Source organism: Pseudoclavibacter sp. RFBG4, assembly GCF_002931515.1.
GTDB lineage: Bacteria > Actinomycetota > Actinomycetes > Actinomycetales > Microbacteriaceae > Pseudoclavibacter.
Genome location: NZ_PSYC01000022.1, coordinates 1 through 19,126, shown reverse-complemented (window position 1 = coordinate 19,126; position 19,126 = coordinate 1). Strand labels below are relative to the sequence as shown.

Annotated in this window: 18 protein-coding genes; 3 read left to right on the top strand and 15 right to left on the bottom strand. The window is 69.3% G+C overall.

Features of this window, described 5'->3' with window-relative positions; all coding sequences use genetic code 11:
• Nucleotides 1-25: 25 nt before the first annotated feature.
• The 5 genes from C5E10_RS06460 to rpsB all read right to left on the bottom strand — a co-directional run bounded on the left by C5E10_RS06460 (nucleotide 26) and on the right by rpsB (nucleotide 4,535).
• Nucleotides 26-1,210: a phosphatidate cytidylyltransferase gene (locus C5E10_RS06460; RefSeq protein ID WP_258071020.1), complete on the bottom strand. Its 1,185-nt coding sequence runs from the start codon at nucleotides 1,208-1,210 to the stop codon at nucleotides 26-28.
• Between the two features lie 6 nt (nucleotides 1,211-1,216).
• Entirely contained in the window at nucleotides 1,217-1,771 is a 555-nt protein-coding gene (gene frr / locus C5E10_RS06455) for a ribosome recycling factor (RefSeq protein ID WP_104330937.1), read from the bottom strand.
• A 124-nt stretch (nucleotides 1,772-1,895) separates the two neighbouring features.
• Complete coding sequence (pyrH, locus tag C5E10_RS06450) at nucleotides 1,896-2,621, bottom strand: UMP kinase (protein WP_104240688.1); 726 nt, start codon at nucleotides 2,619-2,621, stop codon at nucleotides 1,896-1,898.
• A 150-nt stretch (nucleotides 2,622-2,771) separates the two neighbouring features.
• Nucleotides 2,772-3,602 carry a translation elongation factor Ts gene (gene tsf / locus C5E10_RS06445; RefSeq protein WP_104240687.1) on the bottom strand — a complete coding sequence of 277 codons (831 nt, stop codon included), beginning with the start codon at nucleotides 3,600-3,602 and terminating at the stop codon, nucleotides 2,772-2,774.
• Nucleotides 3,603-3,629: 27 nt separating this feature from the next.
• A complete protein-coding gene (rpsB, locus tag C5E10_RS06440; protein ID WP_104298832.1) occupies nucleotides 3,630-4,535 on the bottom strand; it encodes a 30S ribosomal protein S2 in 906 nt (301 codons plus the stop codon).
• A 305-nt stretch (nucleotides 4,536-4,840) separates the two neighbouring features.
• Between rpsB and C5E10_RS06435 the strand changes: the two genes are divergently transcribed.
• Both C5E10_RS06435 and C5E10_RS19110 read left to right on the top strand, forming a co-directional pair.
• A complete protein-coding gene (locus C5E10_RS06435; RefSeq protein ID WP_104330936.1) occupies nucleotides 4,841-5,383 on the top strand; it encodes a murein hydrolase activator EnvC in 543 nt (180 codons plus the stop codon).
• Nucleotides 5,384-5,424: 41 nt separating this feature from the next.
• Nucleotides 5,425-7,011, top strand: coding sequence for a hypothetical protein (locus tag C5E10_RS19110; RefSeq protein ID WP_181062674.1), 1,587 nt, complete (start codon nucleotides 5,425-5,427; stop codon nucleotides 7,009-7,011).
• 157 nt (nucleotides 7,012-7,168) lie between these two features.
• Here the strand turns inward: C5E10_RS19110 and C5E10_RS06415 are convergent, their stop codons facing one another.
• Both C5E10_RS06415 and C5E10_RS06410 read right to left on the bottom strand, forming a co-directional pair.
• Complete coding sequence (locus C5E10_RS06415; RefSeq protein WP_104240683.1) at nucleotides 7,169-8,074, bottom strand: tyrosine recombinase XerC; 906 nt, start codon at nucleotides 8,072-8,074, stop codon at nucleotides 7,169-7,171.
• A gap of 55 nt (nucleotides 8,075-8,129) precedes the next feature.
• Nucleotides 8,130-10,271, bottom strand: a complete 2,142-nt coding sequence (locus C5E10_RS06410) for an MMPL family transporter (protein WP_104330933.1) — start codon at nucleotides 10,269-10,271, stop codon at nucleotides 8,130-8,132.
• Nucleotides 10,272-10,336: 65 nt separating this feature from the next.
• Here C5E10_RS06410 and C5E10_RS06405 point away from each other — a divergent pair, with 65 nt between their 5' ends.
• Nucleotides 10,337-10,807: a MarR family winged helix-turn-helix transcriptional regulator gene (locus C5E10_RS06405; RefSeq protein WP_104240681.1), complete on the top strand. Its 471-nt coding sequence runs from the start codon at nucleotides 10,337-10,339 to the stop codon at nucleotides 10,805-10,807.
• A 38-nt stretch (nucleotides 10,808-10,845) separates the two neighbouring features.
• Here the strand turns inward: C5E10_RS06405 and dprA are convergent, their stop codons facing one another.
• From dprA to rplS, 8 genes are all read right to left on the bottom strand, one after another.
• Complete coding sequence (dprA, locus tag C5E10_RS06400; protein ID WP_146080178.1) at nucleotides 10,846-12,189, bottom strand: DNA-processing protein DprA; 1,344 nt, start codon at nucleotides 12,187-12,189, stop codon at nucleotides 10,846-10,848.
• Between the two features lie 6 nt (nucleotides 12,190-12,195).
• Nucleotides 12,196-13,827, bottom strand: a complete 1,632-nt coding sequence (locus C5E10_RS06395; protein WP_104330931.1) for a YifB family Mg chelatase-like AAA ATPase — start codon at nucleotides 13,825-13,827, stop codon at nucleotides 12,196-12,198.
• Nucleotides 13,824-14,183, bottom strand: a complete 360-nt coding sequence (locus tag C5E10_RS06390; protein ID WP_104330930.1) for a YraN family protein — start codon at nucleotides 14,181-14,183, stop codon at nucleotides 13,824-13,826. The genes C5E10_RS06395 and C5E10_RS06390 overlap by 4 nt, the downstream gene beginning before the upstream one ends.
• A 180-nt stretch (nucleotides 14,184-14,363) precedes the next feature.
• Nucleotides 14,364-16,451 (bottom strand): RecQ family ATP-dependent DNA helicase, encoded by a 2,088-nt coding sequence (locus C5E10_RS06385; RefSeq protein ID WP_104330929.1) that lies wholly within the window; start codon nucleotides 16,449-16,451, stop codon nucleotides 14,364-14,366.
• A gap of 73 nt (nucleotides 16,452-16,524) precedes the next feature.
• Nucleotides 16,525-16,848 carry a DUF2469 family protein gene (locus C5E10_RS06380; RefSeq protein ID WP_068484088.1) on the bottom strand — a complete coding sequence of 108 codons (324 nt, stop codon included), beginning with the start codon at nucleotides 16,846-16,848 and terminating at the stop codon, nucleotides 16,525-16,527.
• Nucleotides 16,849-16,860: 12 nt separating this feature from the next.
• The gene (locus tag C5E10_RS06375) at nucleotides 16,861-17,514 is read right to left on the bottom strand and encodes a ribonuclease HII (RefSeq protein ID WP_258071019.1); all 654 of its coding nucleotides are present in this window, start codon (nucleotides 17,512-17,514) and stop codon (nucleotides 16,861-16,863) included.
• Nucleotides 17,511-18,389: a signal peptidase I gene (gene lepB / locus C5E10_RS06370; protein WP_258071018.1), complete on the bottom strand. Its 879-nt coding sequence runs from the start codon at nucleotides 18,387-18,389 to the stop codon at nucleotides 17,511-17,513. The genes C5E10_RS06375 and lepB overlap by 4 nt, the downstream gene beginning before the upstream one ends.
• Before the next feature lie 101 nt (nucleotides 18,390-18,490).
• Nucleotides 18,491-18,841 (bottom strand): 50S ribosomal protein L19, encoded by a 351-nt coding sequence (gene rplS / locus C5E10_RS06365; protein ID WP_068484112.1) that lies wholly within the window; start codon nucleotides 18,839-18,841, stop codon nucleotides 18,491-18,493.
• Between the last annotated feature and the right edge of the window lie 285 nt (nucleotides 18,842-19,126).

The window sequence follows — 19,126 nt, the reverse complement described above, 5'->3', positions numbered from 1 at the left end:
ATGTCGCACGGCTCCCCGGTGGGCATCACCAAAGCGTCGAGTCTGCGCTCCAGAAGTAGAGCGCGAAGGCCATCGCTCCCGACGGCAGGATCGAGTCGATGCGGTCGAAGAACCCGCCGTGCCCGGGCAGCCAGGAGCTCATGTCCTTGATCTTGAGGTCGCGCTTGATCATCGACTCGGTCAGGTCGCCGGCCGTGGCGGTGATGAGCAGCAGGGGGCCCATGATCAAGCCGAACCACCAGGCCTGGTCGAGGAGGAAGATGCTGACGAGGATGCCGACCACGACCGACGTGAGGCCGGCTCCCGCGAACCCCTCCCAGGTCTTGCCTGGGCTGATCTTCGGCGCGAGCTTGTGCTTGCCGAAGTTGAGGCCGAAGACGTAGGCGCCGACGTCCACGGCCACGACGATGATGAGGAAGCCGAGCACCCACCACTGGCCGTCCTCCTGCGAGGTGAGGAGCACCGTGAACGAGCCGAGGTACGAGACGTAGATGAGGATGAGCGCGGCGGCCAGGAAGTCAGCCCAGACCGCCTTCCGCGGTGGCCGATCGACGGACACCGAGGCTTCCACGAGCCGCCACACGGTCACGACGAAGACGCCGATCAGCAGCGCGAGCCACTGCCCGACGACGTCGAAGTAGTAGGCGACAGGTTGGATCGCGACGGCTGCGACGACAAGCGGGATGCGCGGCACGTCGCGCCCAGCGCCGCGCATTGCGCTCGCGAGCTCGATCGTCGCGAAGATGACCATCGCGACCGCGAACGGGATGAAGAGCTGCTTGATGAAGATGAGGCTCGAGATGAGAAGCGCCCCGAGCACGACGCCGAAGAAGATCGCAAAGGACAGGTTCCGCCCGCTCCGAGCGTTGATCGCGTCGTTGCGTGCCCGCAGCTTGTCGCGCTGCTCCCGCACCTGGGTCCGTGCCTGCTGCGCGCGAGATTCCAGATCGTGGAGGATGTTCGTCCCGGTATCACCGAGGCGCGATGGTGAGCGGAGCGGGGTCAGCGGCGGCGCCGGAGCGCCGTCGCCCATGACCGGGAGATCATCAGCAGCCGCGGAGGCTTCGGCCGCTGACGCGCCGTCGCCCTCGCTGGCGGCGGGACCGAAGGCGCTCGGCGTCTCGCGCGCTTCGGACTCCGCCTCTGTCTCCTGGACCTCGCGGTCCAGGCGCTCGCCGGGGTCTGCCCCGTCACTCCCAGTCGTGGACACGAGCGACTAGACCTCGAGAAGCTCGGCTTCCTTGTGCTTGGAAGCCTCGTCGATGCGATCGATGTGCGCCTTCGTGAAGGCCTCGAGTTCCTTCTCGCCGCGAGCGATGTCGTCCTCGCCCACTTCGTCCTTCAGCGCTTCGAGGTCGGTCTTCGCCTTGCGACGGATGTTGCGGACGGCGACGCGCGCCTCCTCCGCCTTCGTCTGCACGAGCTTGACGTACTCCTTGCGGCGGTCAGCCGTGAGCTCCGGCATGACCACGCGAATGAGGTTGCCGTCGTTGCTCGGCGTGACGCCGAGGTTCGGCCGCGACACGATGGCCTTCTCGATCTCCTTGAGCGCCGACTTGTCGTAGGGCGTGATCACGAGAACGCGAGCTTCGGGCACGGCGATCGACGCGAGCTGCTCGAGCGGCGTCGCGGTGCCGTAGTAGTCGACGGGGATCTTCGTGAAGAGCTGGGGGTTCGCCCGCCCCGTTCGCACCGTCGAGAAGTCTTCCTTCGCGTGGTCGACGGCCTTCGCCATCTTGTCTTTGGTCTCGGTGAGCACGTCGTTGATCACGGGGTGTCCTTTCCAGGGCGTTCTGCATCATCCTACCGAGATGGTCGGATGCGCACGCCACGCTCGAAGGCGCGGCGCGCTGACGAAATTGTCGCGGGGTGGCGCTTGCGGTCGGGGCTCTCGACTAGTCGAGGCTCGACGTGACGAGCGTGCCGATGTCCTCGCCGAGGATGGCACGGGCGATGTTGCCCTCTGGACTCATGCCGAAGACGCGCATGTCCATGCCGTTGTCCATGCAGAGGCTGAAGGCGGTCGAGTCGACGACCTTGAGACCGCGCTGGAGCGCGTCCTGGTAGGTGACCGAGTGCAGCAGCTCGGCGCTTGGGTCCTGGCGCGGGTCGGCGGTGTAGACGCCGTCGACACCGTTCTTCGCGACGAGCACCACGTCTGCTCCGACCTCGAGCGCACGCTGTGCGGCGACCGTGTCGGTCGAGAAGTACGGCAGGCCGGCGCCTGCGCCGAAGATGACGACGCGGCCCTTCTCCATGTGGCGCTTGGAGCGGAGCGGAATGTACGGCTCGGCGACCTGGCGCATCTCGATGGCGGACTGCACACGTGCGGGGGTGCCCGCCTGCTCGATGAAGTCCTGCAGTGCGAGGGCGTTCATGACGGTGCCGAGCATGCCCATGTAGTCGGCTCGCGCGCGGTCCATGCCGGCGTTCGCGAGCTGGGCGCCGCGGAAGAAGTTCCCTCCGCCGACGACGATGGCGACTTCCACGTCGCGTGCAGCAGCGGCGATCTCCTTGGAGATGCTCGTGAGCACCTCGGGATCGACACCCATCTTGCCTGCACCGAACGCTTCGCCAGAGAGTTTGAGGAGAACGCGTCTGCGCGGGGCCTGTGGTGACATTTGTGCTCCTTGTGGGATCGCTGATCGTCCACGAGCCTACCTTGTGCGGAGCGCACACGAGTCTCAGCGGAGCTCCGCAAGCGGACTCCGGGAACACGAAACGGGGCCGGATGCTTGCGCATCCGGCCCCGAATTCGTGTGCGTCAGGCGTTAGGCGCCGACGCGGATGCGACCGAAGTCGACGACGTTGACGCCTGCGGCGTCAGCGATCTTCTTCACGGTCTGCTTGTTGTCGCGAGCGTAGTCCTGCTCGAGGAGCACGATCTGCTTGAAGAAGCCGGTCAGGCGTCCCTCGATGATCTTCGGAAGGGCTGCCTCTGGCTTGCCCTCGCTCCGAGAGATCTCCTCGACGATGACCCGCTCCTTGTCGATTGCCTCGGCAGGAACGTCCTCACGGGTGAGGTACTGCGGGTCGAACATCGCGATGTGCTGAGCGATGCCGCGAGCCGTCGCCGCGTCGTCGCCCTCGTACGCCACGACGACGCCGACCTGCGGAGGCAGGTCCTGCGAGGTGCGGTGCAGGTAGATCTCGAAGTTGGCGCCCTTGAGGAGGCTCACCTTGCGGAGTTCCATCTTCTCGCCCAGGATCGCGGCGACGCCATCGATGGTCTCCTTGACGGTCGTGCCGTCGACAGGGGCGGCAAGCGCCTCGTCGACGTTCGACGCGCCAGCGGCGGCCACAGCATCGAGCACCTTCTCGGAGAGTGCGATGAACTTGTCGCCCTTGGCAACGAAGTCGGTCTCGGTTGCGAGCTCGATGAGCGTCGCGGTGCCGTTTCCGTTGTCCTTCGCGGCGACGAGGCCTTCGCTGGTGGAACGGTCAGCGCGCTTCGCGTTGCCCTTCGCACCCTTGAGGCGGAGGATCTCGACGGCCTTTTCCTTGTCTCCGTCGGCCTCTTCGAGCGCCTTCTTCGTGTCGACCATGCCAGTACCGAGCTGCTCGCGCAGCTCCTTGACATCAGCGAGGGTGAAGTTAGCCATGTGTGGGGTTCTCCCTAGTGCTTGAAGTTACTTGGACTCTTCGACAGCTTCGACAGCCTCGGCTGCTTCAGCAGGCTCGGCGGCCTCGGCAGGCTCAGCTGCCTCGACAGCCTCGGCCTCGGCAGGAGCCTCGGTCTCAGCAGGAGCTTCGACGACGGCCTCAGCGGCAGGAGCGTCGCCCTGCAGCAGGTCGTTCTCCCACTCAGCCAGCGGCTCGACCTCGGCCTGGCCTTCGGTCGGCTTCTGGTGGCGCTGGATCAGGCCCTCAGCTGCTGCGTCGGCGATGATGCGCGTCAGCAGCGCAACGGAGCGGATGGCGTCGTCGTTGCCCGGGATCGGGTAGTTGACGTCGTCCGGGTCGCAGTTCGTGTCGAGGATCGCGATGACCGGGATGCCGAGCTTCTTGGCCTCGTCGATCGCGAGGTGCTCCTTCTTGGTGTCGACAACCCAGAGCGCCGAAGGCGTCTTCGAGAGGTTGCGGATACCACCGAGCGACTTCTCGAGCTTGTCACGCTCGCGACGCTGGATGAGGAGTTCCTTCTTCGTGAAGCCGCGCGTCGTGTCGTCGAAGTCGACGAGGTCGAGCTCCTTGAGACGGTTGAGGCGCTTCTGGACGGTGCCGAAGTTCGTGAGGAGGCCACCGAGCCAGCGCTGGTTCACGTAGGGCTGGCCCACGCGCGTCGCCTGCTCGGAGATGGACTCCTGAGCCTGCTTCTTGGTGCCGACGAAGAGGATGGTTCCGCCGTGTGCGACGGTCTCCTTGACGAAGTCGAAAGCAGCATCGATGTAGCCCAGCGACTGCTGGAGGTCGATGATGTAGATGCCGGACCGCTCGGTGAAGATGAATCGCTTCATCTTCGGGTTCCAGCGACGGGTCTGGTGCCCGAAGTGCACGCCGCTGTCAAGCAGCTGGCGGATGGTGACGACAGCCATGGTCGTTCTCCCTATTCGAATGCGCATTCCTGCGCGCGGTTGTTCTCTGCGACCGGCGGCCGCACAGCCTGGTGCCCAGCGCGCATCCGCTCTCGCACCGAAGTGCTGGAGACCGATGGATGCACGCCTCGATGGGCACGCGAAGTCAGCCCGCATGGCGGGCTGCTGGCGTCAGTCTACACACGAGCGGTTGCGCAGGGAACCGGTGCACGGACTCAGTTGCAGCCGAGCCTGTGGACAGGCGTCCTCCACACCTCGTGGTCGTCTGCCGCGGGGGCCCGCGCACCGGGCACCACGATGACACCATGCACCGCGCCCCGGAGTCCCCAGCGTCCCTCGTCCGCCCCCGGCGCGGTCTCGCGACGCTCATTCTCCTCCTGCTCATGGCCAGCGCGAGCCTGGGCGGCGCTTCGCACGCTGCCGGGGCTCCGAGCACGTGGAGCTGGCCAGTCGAAGCGCCTCCGAACGTCGCTCGCGGATTCGATCTCGCCGCCCGGTACGGGGCGGGCCACCGTGGCATCGACATCTCCGCGGCACCGGGCGATGACGTCCGCTCCCCCGCCCCGGGGACCGTCACGTTCGCTGGCTTCGTCGTCGACCGACCGGTGCTCTCGATCCAGCATGCCGACGGCCTGCTCGCCAGCTACGAGCCGGTCGTCACACAGCTGAGCCCCGGAGACGTCGTCTCCGCCGGCCAGCGCATCGGCGAGCTGAGCAGTGCACATCGACACACGCCCGAAGGGGCCATGCACCTCGGAGTTCGACGGGACGGCGCCTACCTCGACCCCGCCCCGCTGTTCGGACTGCTGCGACCCCCCGCGGCCGTCCTGCTTCCGCTTTACCGATGAACTGCCGACGCTCGCCACGACCCACACCAGAAAGGCACCACATGTCTCCTCTCCACCAGCAGCGACCACCCTCGCCCGCCGGGGCTGCCCATCGCACCGCGCTCTCCCCATCACGCTGGATCACTCGACTTCCTCGCGCCGCGGCTGGCCTCGTCATGCTCGCCATGACCGCGTCGTTCCTGCTGTTCTCCGGAGCGCAGACCGCGAGCGCAGCCGGCTACGGCCCCGGCTTCGACGACGCCCAGAACGGCGGACAGGGACGGATCGGGGCCTACAGCTTCGAGGGACGCAACGTCTACTGCCTGCAGCCGTGGCTGCCCCGACCGCTCGATGAGACGACGAAGGGAAGCATCGTCGATGGCGAGCAGTTCCAGATGAGCGACGACGACACAGCCCGCGTTAACTGGGCCATCTCGACCCACGGGCAGTCCGCGGACCCGACGGTGACCAGCGCCGTCGCCATGTTCGTCTGGTCGCTGGCGGCCCCCGGAAGCTACTCGGGCCACGCGGTGAGCGGAGACGAGCACTACCTCGGACGTGTGCCCGAGGAGAAGCGGGCGAACGTCGGCAGCACCCTCGCGGCCATTCGCGCGGATGCGGCGAAGGTCGGCGCCAGCGCGCCGGTCGACCTCAAGGGCAGCCTTGCGTTCACGACCGGCGGGGCAGACTCGAGAACGGGCACCGTCACCCTGGCAACGGAGGTACCCGGAGCCACGGGAACAGTGGTGCTGAGCGGCGCCACCTTCGTCGCCACCGGCGCCGAGACCTCGACGCTTCGAGGCGGAGAATCGGCTCCGATCGTCGTCGCCCCCGCGGCCTTCGACCGCGGGCCCGTCACGGTGAGCGGCACCGCGAGCGTCACCTCCCCGTCTCAGCCCTGGGCCGCGAAGATCCTCGTCCTGCACACGCCAGGCGCTCAGCTGCTCGGCGGAAGCGGCGGCACCTTGCCCGGGGAGTTCACGGCCGTCGGCCAGGACCGAGTGCCTCGGGTGCCCGTCGCGACGCGGACACCAACACCCACGCCGACGCCGACGCCGACAGTAACGCCGACCTCAACGCCCAGGCCCACACCGACACCAACGGCAACGGCAACGCACACATCAACGACCACTCCCACACCGACGGCAACCCGCACACCAACGGCCACGGCCACGGCCACACCGGCACCGGCACCGGCACCGGCACCGGCACCGAGCGTCACTCCGAGCGCTCCTCCGATCCCTGCAAGCTCTACCCCGACGAGCCCGCCCGTCAGCGCCGCGCCGCCCACTGCTCCGGTGTCGGCGCCTCCGGAGAGTTCGAACCCTCCTGGGAGCTCGAACCCTCCGGAGATCTCCAGGCCGAGCACGACGCCCACGGCAACGCAGAGTGCCACCGCGTCGCCGCCGGCGTCCACGACGCCGGTGCCCAGCTCGAAGGCAGGCACTCCGGCGCCGAGCACGGCGCCCGCGTCACCGACGGCCGCCGGCCCGGCAGCCGCAGAACCATCGCCGTCGAGCTCGCCAGACGCCCTTGCCCAGACTGGTGCCTCCGGTATCGGCTGGCCCCTGCTCCTCGGCGCCGGAGCGCTTGTCATCGGCATCGGCGCACTCGCCTGGGGACTGCTGAGCCGCCGACACCAGGCCTGACCCGCCTCGACGCAGCGGAGCACGAACCGCAGGGACGCAGGCACGCTTCGACCGCCAGACCAGGCCGTCGAGGCGTGCCTGCCTGCTGGCCTGTTGGCGTGCATCGACCTGAGTCCGGAGTCCGGAGTCCCGGAGTCCCGTCAGATCGGCCCCGACTTCAGGCTCGGGGATGCGCCTGCAGGTACGACGCCTTCAGGCGCTCCGCGGAGACGTGGGTGTAGATCTGCGTCGTCCCCAGGTCGGAGTGGCCCAGGATCTCCTGGACGGCGCGAAGGTCCGCTCCCCCATCCAGCAGGTGCGTCGCCGCAGTATGGCGGAACGTGTGCGGCCCCGAAGGGCCACCTCCGGGCGCAGCCCCCAGCACCTCACGGGAGAGCGCGTACACGGTGCGCGCATCCAAGCGCCCGCCGCGAGCACCGAGGAACAGCGCCTGCCCAGAACGCGGCTGCTCGAGGACCGGCCTGCCGACCTCGAGCCACCGCTCGACCGCCTTCGCAGCGTGCGCCCCGAACGGCACCACTCGTTCCTTGTCGCCCTTGCCGACGACCCTCACCACGCGCCGCCCCAGATCGACGGCCCCGACATCGAGCGAACAGCACTCCGAGACACGAATGCCAGACGCATACAGCAGCTCGATGATCGCGACATCGCGCTGCTCAACCGGATCGCCCGAGGACGCTCGCTCGGCGAGCGCATCCAGGATCCCCCGCATCCCGTCAGCCGACACCACCCGCGGCAACGTCGACCCCGCCTTCGGGCTCTTCAGGCGCCGCGCCGAATCCGGGCCGCGGCCGGTCTCCTCGAGCCACGACGTGAACCCGCGAAACGACGCAGCCATGCGGGCGATGCTCGACGCGGCCTTGCCCGCCTGCGTCTGCTGCCACAGCAGATCCCTGAAGACCTCCAGGCTGAGTGCACCCGGCCCGTCGATCCCAGCGCGCTCGCAGGAGTCGAGCAGGATGCCGAGATCGCCCGCATAGGCCTGCGCAGTCCGCGGCGACAGCCCACGCTCGGAGCGCAGCGAGCGCAGGTAGGCGTCAACCGCGACCGAGAGCTCCTGCATGCCCACCATCGTAGGTCGCGACCCGGGCGCCCCGGCCGCGACGCGACCCGGCAGCCTACGACTTGGCGTGCGCAGGCTTCGCGTGTGCAGGCTTCGCGTGGTGCGAGCCCCCGCCCACCTGGCCGGAATCAGCCGACTCGGCGTGCGCTGGCCTCGCATCTTCCAGGATGCCCTTGCTCGGCCACCAGAAGCGGTCACCGGTGAGGAAGGCGAGCGCCGGCACGATGACCGTTCGCACCAGGAGGGTGTCGAGGAGCACGCCGACGCACACGATGATGCCGATCTGCGTGAGCGTGATGAGCGGCAGGACACCGAGCGCCGCGAACACGGCGGCGAGCAGGATCCCAGCGCTCGTGATCACGCCGCCCGTCGCCGAGAGCGAGCGGATCATCCCGTCCTTCGTTCCGTGCTTCACCGCCTCCTCGCGAGCCCTCGTGACGAGGAAGATGTTGTAGTCGACGCCGAGGGCGACGAGGAAGAGGAAGCTGAACAGCAGCACCGAGGTGTCCAGAGCTGGGAAGCCGAACACGTTCTCGAACAGCAGCCAGCTGGCACCCACCGACGCGAAGAACGAGCCGACGACGGTGAGGAGCAGCAGGATCGGGGCGACCAGCGACCGCAGGAGGAGCAGGAGCACGACGAACACGACCGCGAGGATGAGGGGGAACAGCAGCAGCTGGTCCCGGTCCTGGGCCGCCTGCTCGTCGAGGGCCTGAGCATCCAAGCCGCCGACGATCGCGTCAGCACCGTTGACCTGGGACAGCTCCGCACGCAGGCGCTCGACGGTGGCGAGTGCCTCCTCTGTCTCCGCAGGAGAGGAGAGCCCGACATCGATGCGCGTGATCTCGCCGCTGGAGTCGCCCACCGACGCTGACGCGACACCCTCGATCTCGGCGGCACGATCGGCCACCGCCTGCGCTGCACCGGAATTCGCGACGACGACCGCCGGTGCGCCTGCCAGGTCGGGGAAATGCTCGTTAAGCAATTCCTGCCCGACGACCGCCTCCGGCATGGACGTGAAACGCTCCGTCTGAGCGAGCCCCACCTTGATGCTGGGCGCGACGGCGGCGAACGCGATGAGCACGACGATGCCGGCGCCCGCGACGATGGCTGGGCGCTTCGAGACGCCGGTTCCGAGCTTGAACCAGAAGCCCTTGCCGTGCTGGTCGTCGCCGACGCGGGGCACGACCGGCCAGAAGATGCCGCGCGGGAAGAGCACGAGGGTGGCCGGCAGGAGCACGAGCGCGAACACCATGGCGATGACGACGCCGATCGCGCAGGCGAGGCCGAGGACGACGTTGCCGCCGAGCGAGGCGAACAGCAGCGTCGCAAGGCTCAGCGCCACGGTCCCACCGCTCGCGATGATGGCGGGACCCGCGCCACGCAGGGCGGTTGCCATGGCCTCCCGCCTGTCGGCCGAGACACGGAGTTCGTCTCGATACCTGGCGATGAGGAGCAGCGCGTAGTTCGTGCCCGCACCGAAGACCAGGACGGAGAGGATGCCCTTGATCGACGCATCCATCGTCAACCCGAACGCGCCGACGATCCGGGTGGCGACGATGCCGGCGACGCCGTCGGCGAGCCCGACGACGGAGAGCGGGATGAGCCAGAGGACGGGGCTGCGGTAGGTGACGATGAGGAGGAAGGCGACGACGAGCACGGTGACCGTGAGCAGCGTGAAGTTGGCGCCCTCGAAGACCGCGGCGATGTCGACCGCGAAGCCCTCGGGGCCCGTCATGACCGGGATGAGCCCGTCCGGCAGCCCGTCGGCCGCGGCGGCCCGCATGGCTTCGGCGCGCGCGGACTGCGCCTCGACGTCGGTGGTCGCCTCGAGCGGCACCGTGAGGATCATGGCCTCGCCATCTTCGGCTGGGAAGGCCGGCGGCAGCGCGTCGACGCCCGCGGCGTCGGCGATGCCAGAGCTGGCCGCGGAGACGGCCGCCAGATCGTCGGGAGTGAGCGCTTCGCCGTCGCGGTGGAATACGAAGAGCGCGGCGCTGCTGTCCTCGGCCTCGAACGTGGCGAGCGCTTCCTCGACCTTCGCGGACTCAGCGGATGCGGGAAGATCTCCGGCTGGCGCGACGTCGCCGCCCTCACCCGAGCCCCAGAAGAACGCGAGGCCGCTCAAGGCGACGAAGACGGCGATGACGATCGCACCGCTCGCCTTGCCGGTGATGAATCGGATGATGCCACGCATGAACGAACCGCCTAAATGCACTAGTAATCAATTTGCTTAGCTAACCTAGCGCTAGGATGTGTTCCATGCAATCCGGGGATGAACGGGGTCGCGCGTTTCCGCGCGTGCATGAGTCGACCGCGCTGCTGCGCGAGATCCTCACGATCTCCGACGAGTACGAGGTCGTCGTGGCGAAGGAACTCGAGGTCAATCACACCGACCTCGTGGCGATGCAGCACCTGATCTCCTCGGGTCACCTCACCCCATCCGATATCGCACGCCGCCTCGGCATAACGACGGCGGCGGTGACGGTCGTGGTGGATCGACTCGTGAAGGCGGGGCACGTGCGTCGCGAGCCGAACCCGAGCGATCGCCGCGGTGTGCTCGTCTTCCCGGAAGAGGATTCGACGGCGAAGGCCCGCGGTCTGCTGGCGCCGATGATCATGGACATCGACTCGGTCGCCCAGGACTTCGACGAGGCCGAACGTGCCGTCATCGTGCGCTACCTGGAGGGGGTCGTCGCGAGCTACCGGGAGCACCTTCAGCCTCCGAGCTGACCCGGGCGACGTGCACTACCCGCGCCCTCCCCCGTTCTTCAGCGTTTCGCCTTGGTGGTCTTGGTCCACCCTGCGGCACCCTCTTGGGCGAGGCCGTTGAGTTCGAGCTCCGCCAGACCCGCCGCCGTCTCGGCGACCGTGAGCCCCGCCGCCGACGCGATCGCAGCGCTGCGCTGGGGCCGCCCGACTCGGAGGGCGTCCCTGGCTCGCACTGCGTTCGATGAAGGGCGATCACCATCGGCTCGCTCGCGGCCGCGCTCGCCGGGCCACGCGGCTCCGTCCGGCAGTTCGAGCTCGCTTCCGCGGTGATCGCCGAGGAGCTCGACGATGTCGTCGACGGAGGTGATGAGCGACGCATCGGACTCGCGCAGCAGCCGGTGGCAGCCGACCGAGGCCGCACTCGTGACGGGGCCGGGCACGGCGCCCAGCGGTCGACCGAGCGTCAGCGCGTGGGCAGCGGTGTTCGCGGCCCCGGACCTGCGCCCTGCCTCGACGACGACGGTCGCCGAAGCGAGGGCGCTGATGATGCGGTTGCGCTGCAGGAATCTCCATCGCGTGGGCGCTTGCCCGATCGGGAGCTCGCTGACGAGTGCGCCGTGCGCGATGATCCGTTCCAGGAGGGAGCGGTTGCCCTGCGGGTAGAGCCGATCAGGACCGCCGGCGAGCACCGCCACCGTTGGCGCCCCCTCCGCGAGGGCCACCCGGTGCGCGACGGCGTCGATGCCGTACGCGCCTCCGGAGACGAGTCCGAAGCCGCGGTTGGCGAGTCCGCTCGCGAGGCGCACCGTGACCTCCTCGCCGTAGCTGGTGGATGCCCTGGCACCCACGAGCGCGACGGACGGCGTGAGCTGGCGGAGCGTGTCGAGTGAGCCGCGAACCCAGAGCGCGCACGGCGCGTGCGGGCCGAGGTCGCCGAGCTGCGTCGGCCATTCGCGGTCTCCGGGGAGAACGGCGCGCACTCCGAGCCGCGCCGAGCTGCGCAGAATGGCCACGGTGCGCTCGAGATCGAGCCGGTGGTGCCACCGTTCGGCTGCCGTCGCGAGCTCGTCGAACGGAATGCCCGCACCCGAGCCACGCTCCCTGGCCCGCCGGAGCAGAGCCCCAGAGGCGACCGCTTCGAGGGCATCGACGGGGCCGAGCGCCCCGATGAGCAGCCCGGCTGTGGCATCGCCGGGCTCGACCGTGCAGGACCAGGCCAGCTGCGCGATGCGCGCCTGCACAGCTGCATCGCCGAGATCATCGACCTGCCCGCCGCTGACTCCGGCCAGCGCGCCTCGCACGGCAGCCGGGTCGGGCCACGACTCGCGTGGCTGGCCATCTGCTCGTCGGACGCGATCGCTCCCGCGATCGTGCGCGCCGCCCTGCGGTTCCTGTGCTGACATCTCCACCTACCCCAGCCTGATTCGATAGGACAGGGCTTCGTGCACGTGGTGGACTTCCGGGCGCGATGCTCCGTCGAGGTCGGCGATGGTCCAGGCGACCCGGAGGACACGATCGTGTCCGCGCATCGTGACCTGCCCGCGTTCGAGCGCGATCGCGAGGGGTGCGTAGGCTTCGCGCCTCGGTCGGTGCTCTGGGGCGCGCAGCCACCGCGAGACGATTCGGGCATTGATCGTCCAGGGTGTCGACTCGAGTCTCCTCCTGGCGCGTCCGCGAGCTTCTTCGACCAGCCCGCGCGCCGTGGCTGTGCTGATGCTCGGGTGCCCGGCTTGCTGCCCGGCGTGGCCCAGCTGCGCCTCGTGGTCCACGAGTCGGGCCCGGGCGGCCGAGACGCGTTCGACCCGCAGCTGGAGGTCGATTCGGTCGAGCAGCGGACCGGAGAGGCGAGCGAGATAGCGTCGCGGGGCGGAGGCATCGCAGCGGCACTCCGCGTCGGGGTCGCCGTGGTTGCCGCAGGGGCAGGGATTCGCGGCGAGCACGAGCTGCATCTCGGCGGGGTAGGCAGCCCGGCCCTGGGCGCGGTGGATCTCGATGACGCCGTTCTCGAGCGGCTGGCGCATCGAGTCCAGCGTGTGGCGCGCGAACTCGGGCGCCTCGTCGAGGAAGAGCACCCCGCCCGTCGCGAGCGAGACGGCACCTGGCCTGATCAGGCCGCTACCACCGCCCAGCAGCGCGACGGCCGACGCGGTGTGGTGGGGTGCTTCGAATGGCGGCCTCCGGTCGAGGCGCGCGGCGAGCGGTATCCCTCTGAGCGAGCGCACCGCGGCCAGGGTCACGGCGGCCTCCGGCTCGAGGTCGGGGAGGATGCCGGGCAGTCGCTCCGCGAGCATGGTCTTGCCGGCGCCCGGCGGTCCCAGCATGAGCAGGTGGTGGCCGCCGGCCGCCGCGATGATGAGGGTCCGGACAGCGGCGTCGCTGCCGACCACATCGGACAGATCCAGCGCCGACCCCGCGCTGAGCGCCCCGGTCGGGTCCTCGCTGCGCTCGCGCTCCCGCACCGCGACGGACCGCCCTGCCGAGCTCGAGGGATACTCGAGCTCCTCGGTGAGCTCATCCGCATCAGCCCCGTAGTGCAGTGCCACGGCCCGCAGCGAGGTGACGGCGACGACGCGGATGTCCTCCACGAGCTCCGCCTCCGCCTTCGAGTCCGCTGGCACGACGACGGTATCGAAGCCCGCGGCTCGCGCGGCGGCCACGGCCGGCAGGACACCGACGACGGCCCGCACCTGCCCGGTGAGCGAGAGCTCGCCGATGTGCACCGCGCGCGTCGGCGACTCGGCCGAGATGATCCCGGCAGCGGCGAGGAACGACACCGCGATCGCGAGGTCGAACCCGGCCCCGTGCTTGCGCAGCGAAGCGGGATACATGTTCGTGACGACGCGGCTCGCCGGCAGCGGGCATCCCGAGCTCTGCAGCGCCGCCCTCACCCGCTCGCGCGCCTCCCCCAGCGAGGTGTCCGGCAGCCCCACGAGCTTGAAGAACGGCAGGCCCGGGCTGATCTGCGTCTCCACCTCGACGAGCTCCCCGCCGAGCCCCTCGAGCGCGATCGCCACCGAATGGCCGACCGTGCCCTGCGTCACGCGCCCACCCCCACGACGTGCTGCACCGTCGGCGTGCCATCGCTCGGGGCGATCACCGCGATCACGTCGAGCCGCATCGCACCGCGCTCGTCCGGGTGCGCGAGCATCCAGAGCCCCGCCAGCCGCCGCATGCGGGCCAGCTTCGTCGGCGTGATCGCCTCGAGCGGATGCCCCGCCGCCGTCGACCGCCGCGCCTTCACCTCCGTGAACACGATGAACCCGCCCCGACGCGAGACGACATCGATCTCCCCCTCGCGGCACCGCCAGTTCCGCTCCACCACATCGTGGCCGCGCTCCTCGAGATACGCGGTCGCGAGATTCTCCCCGAGCCGCCCCAGCTGATCCTTGGCACGCATCCGCACCACCTCCCTTGCCGGGAGTCTGGACCGCTACGCACCGCTCGCCCACGTCGAGACCAGCCTCTGTGGAGCGCCGGGCGTCCACAGAACGAGCGTCAGCAGAGTCGCCGACCGACCCCGGACGCACCGCGGCCCGGAACGCCGCCGGAACGCAGTCTCCGCCTGCCTGGCTGCGCGTCAGCCGCGCTGCGCGAGGGCCAACGGCAGCACGGCGCTTGCACCCGCACGACGGAGCTCACGCGAGCAGACCGTCATGGTCCAGCCGCTGTCGACGAAGTCGTCGATGAGGAGCACGGGCCCGGCCGGGATCTCGAGCGACCCCGCCGAGAAGCGCCCCTCGACGCTGGAGAGCCGGAACGCACTGTTGCCACCCGGCTGGCCCGCCGGCCCGCCGCGAACGAGATCAAGCGACCCCAGGAGCGGCAGACGCCCCGCACTCGCGATGCCCTCGGCAAGCGAAGCGCTCAGGCGGGGCCTCGAGCGCGAGGGAACGAACACGACTCCCTGCGGCCGCGCCGCCCACTTCCACTCGGACAGGATGCGGATGCACGCCTGCAGCAACGGCCCCGTCACGGTCGTCTCCGACCCGGCCGAGTCGAACAGCTCACGCAGCGGACCTCCCCAGCCGAGGTCGCTGAGGCGCGCGAGCACCCTGCCCTCTGACGCCTGCTCCTCCTTGGGGATACGCCCCTTCAGCTCGACACCCAGGCTCGCCATCCCGCTCGGCCATTGGCGCCTCGGCGCGATGTCGGCGCCGACACGATCGAGCGCGGCCCCCGCTCTCGCCTGCACCGCCGCATCCGTCGTCGAGTCGAACCAGATGCCCGCGCAGTTGTCGCAGCGCCCGCACGGCGCCGCGGTCGAGTCGTCGAGCTGACGTTGCAGGAACTCCATGCGACAGCCGTCGGTGCGCTCGTAGTCGATCATCGACTGCGCCTCCGCCGAGCGGGCCGAGGCGATGCGGGCGTAGCGCTCGCCGTCGTAGCTCCACGGCTGGCCGGTCGAGACCCAGCCGCCCTGCTCGCGCCGCACAGCGCCGTCGACGTCGAGCACCTTGAGCAGCAGCTCGAGGCGAGAGCGTCGGAGGTCGACCGCCGACTCGAGAGCGACCGTCGACCGCGGCGAGCCGCCAAGCGCACCGAGGACAGCCTGCGCGCGCTCCTCGTCCGGCATCGAGACCGTCGCGAAGTACTCCCAGATCGCGCGGTCCTCCTCGCCCGGCAGCAGCAGCACGTCGGCCGACGCGCTCGAACGACCGGCTCGACCAACCTGCTGGTAGTACGCCACGGGCGACGACGGCGCCCCGAGGTGCACGACGAACCCGAGGTCGGGCTTGTCGAACCCCATGCCGAGGGCGCTTGTGGCGACCAGGGCCTTGACCTCGTTGCGCTTCAGCGCGCCCTCGAGGCGCTCGCGCTCGTCAGGGTCGGTCTTGCCCGTGTACGCGGGCGCGTGGATTCCGGCTTCCCGGAGGGCCGCAGACGTGTCTTCGGCCCCCGCGACCGTGAGGGTGTAGATGATGCCGGATCCCGGCAGCTCCTCGAGGTGCTGCAGGAGCCACGCCAGCCGCTCACGAGCGTTGCCGAGTCGGAGCACGCCGAGTCGGAGGCTGGCTCGCGCGAGCGGGCCGCGGATCGTGAGGATGCCGCTGCGACCGAGCTGCTCCTCGATGTCGTGGACGACGCGCTCGTTCGCGGTCGCCGTCGTCGCGAGGACGGGGATGTCGGTGCCGAGCCCGGAGATGAGGGACGCGATGCGACGGTAGTCGGGCCGGAAGTCGTGACCCCAGTCGGAGATGCAGTGCGCCTCGTCGACCACGACAAGACCCGTGCGGTTGAGCAGCTCAGGCAGCTGCGTGTCGCGGAACTCCGGGTTGTTGAGACGCTCGGGTGAGACGAGCAGGACATCGATCTCGTCGGCGGCGAGCTGCTCTCGGATGCTCGCCCACTCGTGCGCGTTCGCCGACGACATGGACACCGCGCGCACGCCGGCGCGACTCGCGGCCTCGACCTGGTCGCGCATGAGGGCGAGCAGCGGCGAGATGAGGATCGTGGGCCCGGCGCCGCGGGCACGCAGCATGAGGCTCGAGATGAAGTACACGGCCGACTTGCCCCAGCCGGTGCGCTGCACGACGAGGACTCGTCGGCGCTCGTCGACGATCGCCGAGATCGCCTCGAGCTGTCCGTCGTGGAAGACCGCGTCGTCTCTGCCGACAAGCGCCCTCAGGATCTGAGTGGCTGCGGATGCGGTGGCCTCGGAAATCATCGTCTCTGTCACTCCACGAGGCTCCCATGGACCACCGACATCAGCGTCCACCCGGCGCGTCGCCGCGCGCCCGCTATTCGTCGAGCGCGAGTTCCTTGGGAAGCTCGAACTCCTTCGAGCCCGTCTCCTCGACGTTGACGTCCTTGAACGTCAGCACGCGAACCTGCTTGACGAAGCGGTCGGAACGGTAGATGTCCCACACCCACACGTCTTTCATCGTGAGCTCGAAGTAGAAATCGTGCTCGGTGTCGCGCCGCACCAGGTCCACGCTGTTCGCAAGGTAGAAGCGGCGCTCGGTCTCGATCACGTATTTGAACTGCCCCGCGACGTCGCGGTACTCGCGAAACAGGGAAAGCTCCTGCTCGCGCTCGTAATCGTCGAAATTCTCGTCGTCCATGATCCGCCCAGTCTACGGGGTCGCGGCGCGAAGCCAGGTGTGCCGGTGGAGCTCGCTCGGGCCTGCCGCGGCAATCGCCGCGAGGTGGGCCGCGCTGCCGTATCCCTTGTTCGATTCCCAGAGGTATTCAGGATGCGCCTCGCCCGCCGAGACCATGAGGGCATCTCGTTCCAGCTTCGCGATCACGGACGCTGCTGCGACCGAGGTGCAGTCCCGGTCGGCCTTCGGGCGCACCACGACACGGAGCGGCGTCGACAGCCACGGCGAGAGCCAGTCGTGCGAGCCGTCGAGCAGCACGACGGCGTCCGCGACCGGGACACCGCCCGCGTGGAGTTCGGCGAGCGCCCGCTTGGCGGCGGCCCCGAGGCAGGCGGTGATGCCGCGCTCGTCGATCTCGATGGCACTCGCGTACCCGACGCCGACACTCATCGCCCACGCCTCGATGCCCGCGCGTGCTTCGAGCCGTCGCTTCGCGCTCAGCAGCTTCGAGTCGCGGACGCCCGCCGGGGCCCCGAGCTCGATCCGGCCGGCATCGATCGCGCAGGCTCCGACGGCGACGGGCCCGGCGATGGCTCCGCGCCCGACCTCGTCGACGCCGATGACGACGGGCGCGGTGAGCAGCAGCTCTCGCTCGACGTCGAGCGTGGGGTCGACGGGGGGAGTCACTCCTGGTCCGTCCGCTCCGGGACGCGGTCGAAGACCTCGGGGTAGTTGCCGAGGAAGGTGAAGCGATCGAGCGGCCAGTTCAGCAGGAACGCCTTGCCGACGACGTCGTCGACGGGCACGAAGCCGCCTCCCGGCTCGTCCTGGTGGTAGCGGGAATCCTCCGAGTTGTAGCGGTTGTCGCCCATGACCCAGAGGTGCCCCTCCGGGACGGTCACGTCGAACGGCAGCCCGGAAGCCGCCTGCCCGTCCTGGAGCAGCAGGTACGGCTCGCCGATCGGCAGGCCGTTGATGAGCACCTGGCCGTACTCGTTACAGCACGAGACCGTATCGCCAGGCAGCCCGATGACCCGCTTGATGAGGTGGTTGCTCGTCTCTTCCGGCTTGAGGCCCACGAACTCGAGGGCGCCGTCGACCGCGGCCTGCGACGGGGTCTTCTCCGTCGGCGCGACGACCGGGAGCCATCCGCCCGGATCCTCGAACACGACGATGTCGCCGCGCTCGATGCCGATCATGTCCGGGACGAGGAGGTTGACGAGCACGCGGTCCTCGACGACGAGCGTGTCGTTCATCGACGCGGAGGGGATGTAGAAGGGCCGCAGCAGAAAGGTCTTGATGAGCATCGACATGACGATCGCGAGGACCGCGACGATGACGAGGTCGCGCGCGAACGAGAGCATCGCCTTGCCGAGACGGCCGGTGCGCTCCGGCGCGGGCTCATCGGCGGCGATGAGCCCCGTCGCGTGGATGGGCGCGTCGGCGATCTCGGACGCGCCCAGTCCCGCAGGGCGATCGGTGCGACCGAGGCGGTGCCTGCCCTCGTGCGGCGCCCGTCCGTGAGACGGAGCGCGGCGATCGCGCGCACTCGCGTCGACCATGGCGCCCCCTCAAGCTCGGTCCGCCGTGGCGGTTGTGATGTTTCGTCCGGATCGACACGAATGGCTCCCGCTATGGGGAGCCATTCGCCTACTGCTGAAGCCTAGTTGTCGCGCTTCTCGCGGATCTTCGCAGCCTTGCCACGACGACCACGGAGGTAGTAGAGCTTCGCGCGACGCACGGCGCCGCGGGAGACGATCTCGATCTTCTCGATGACCGGGGTGTGCACGGGGAACGTGCGCTCCACGCCCACCTGGAAGCTGACCTTGCGGACCGTGAAGGTCTCGCGGACGCCAGCGCCCTGACGAGCGATGACAACACCCTGGAAGACCTGGACGCGCGAGCGCGTGCCTTCGACGATGTTCACGTGCACCTTGACGGTGTCGCCGGGGCGGAAGTCTGGGACATCGCTACGCAGCGATGCTGCGTCGATGACGTCGATAACGTTGGTCATGATTTCGCTCTCTGCAGTCGCCACAGGTCGGCTGCGAAGGTCAGTGAAGAGGTTGGCGTGCATCGCGAAGTGCTCTCTTCCCCTGTGGCAGAGTCGAGCCGCGGCACAAGGATCTAGTAAACCACGCCCGACAGACGCCCGCAATGCGAGCGCCGTGCGGAACGCGCGCTCAGCTGCGCTCAGCTGCGCTCCTCCGGGTCGGGGTCGAGGGTGATGACCTTTCCGGCATCCGGTCCGGATGCCGGAAAGGTCATCACCCTCGACCCCGACCCGGAGGAGCGCAGC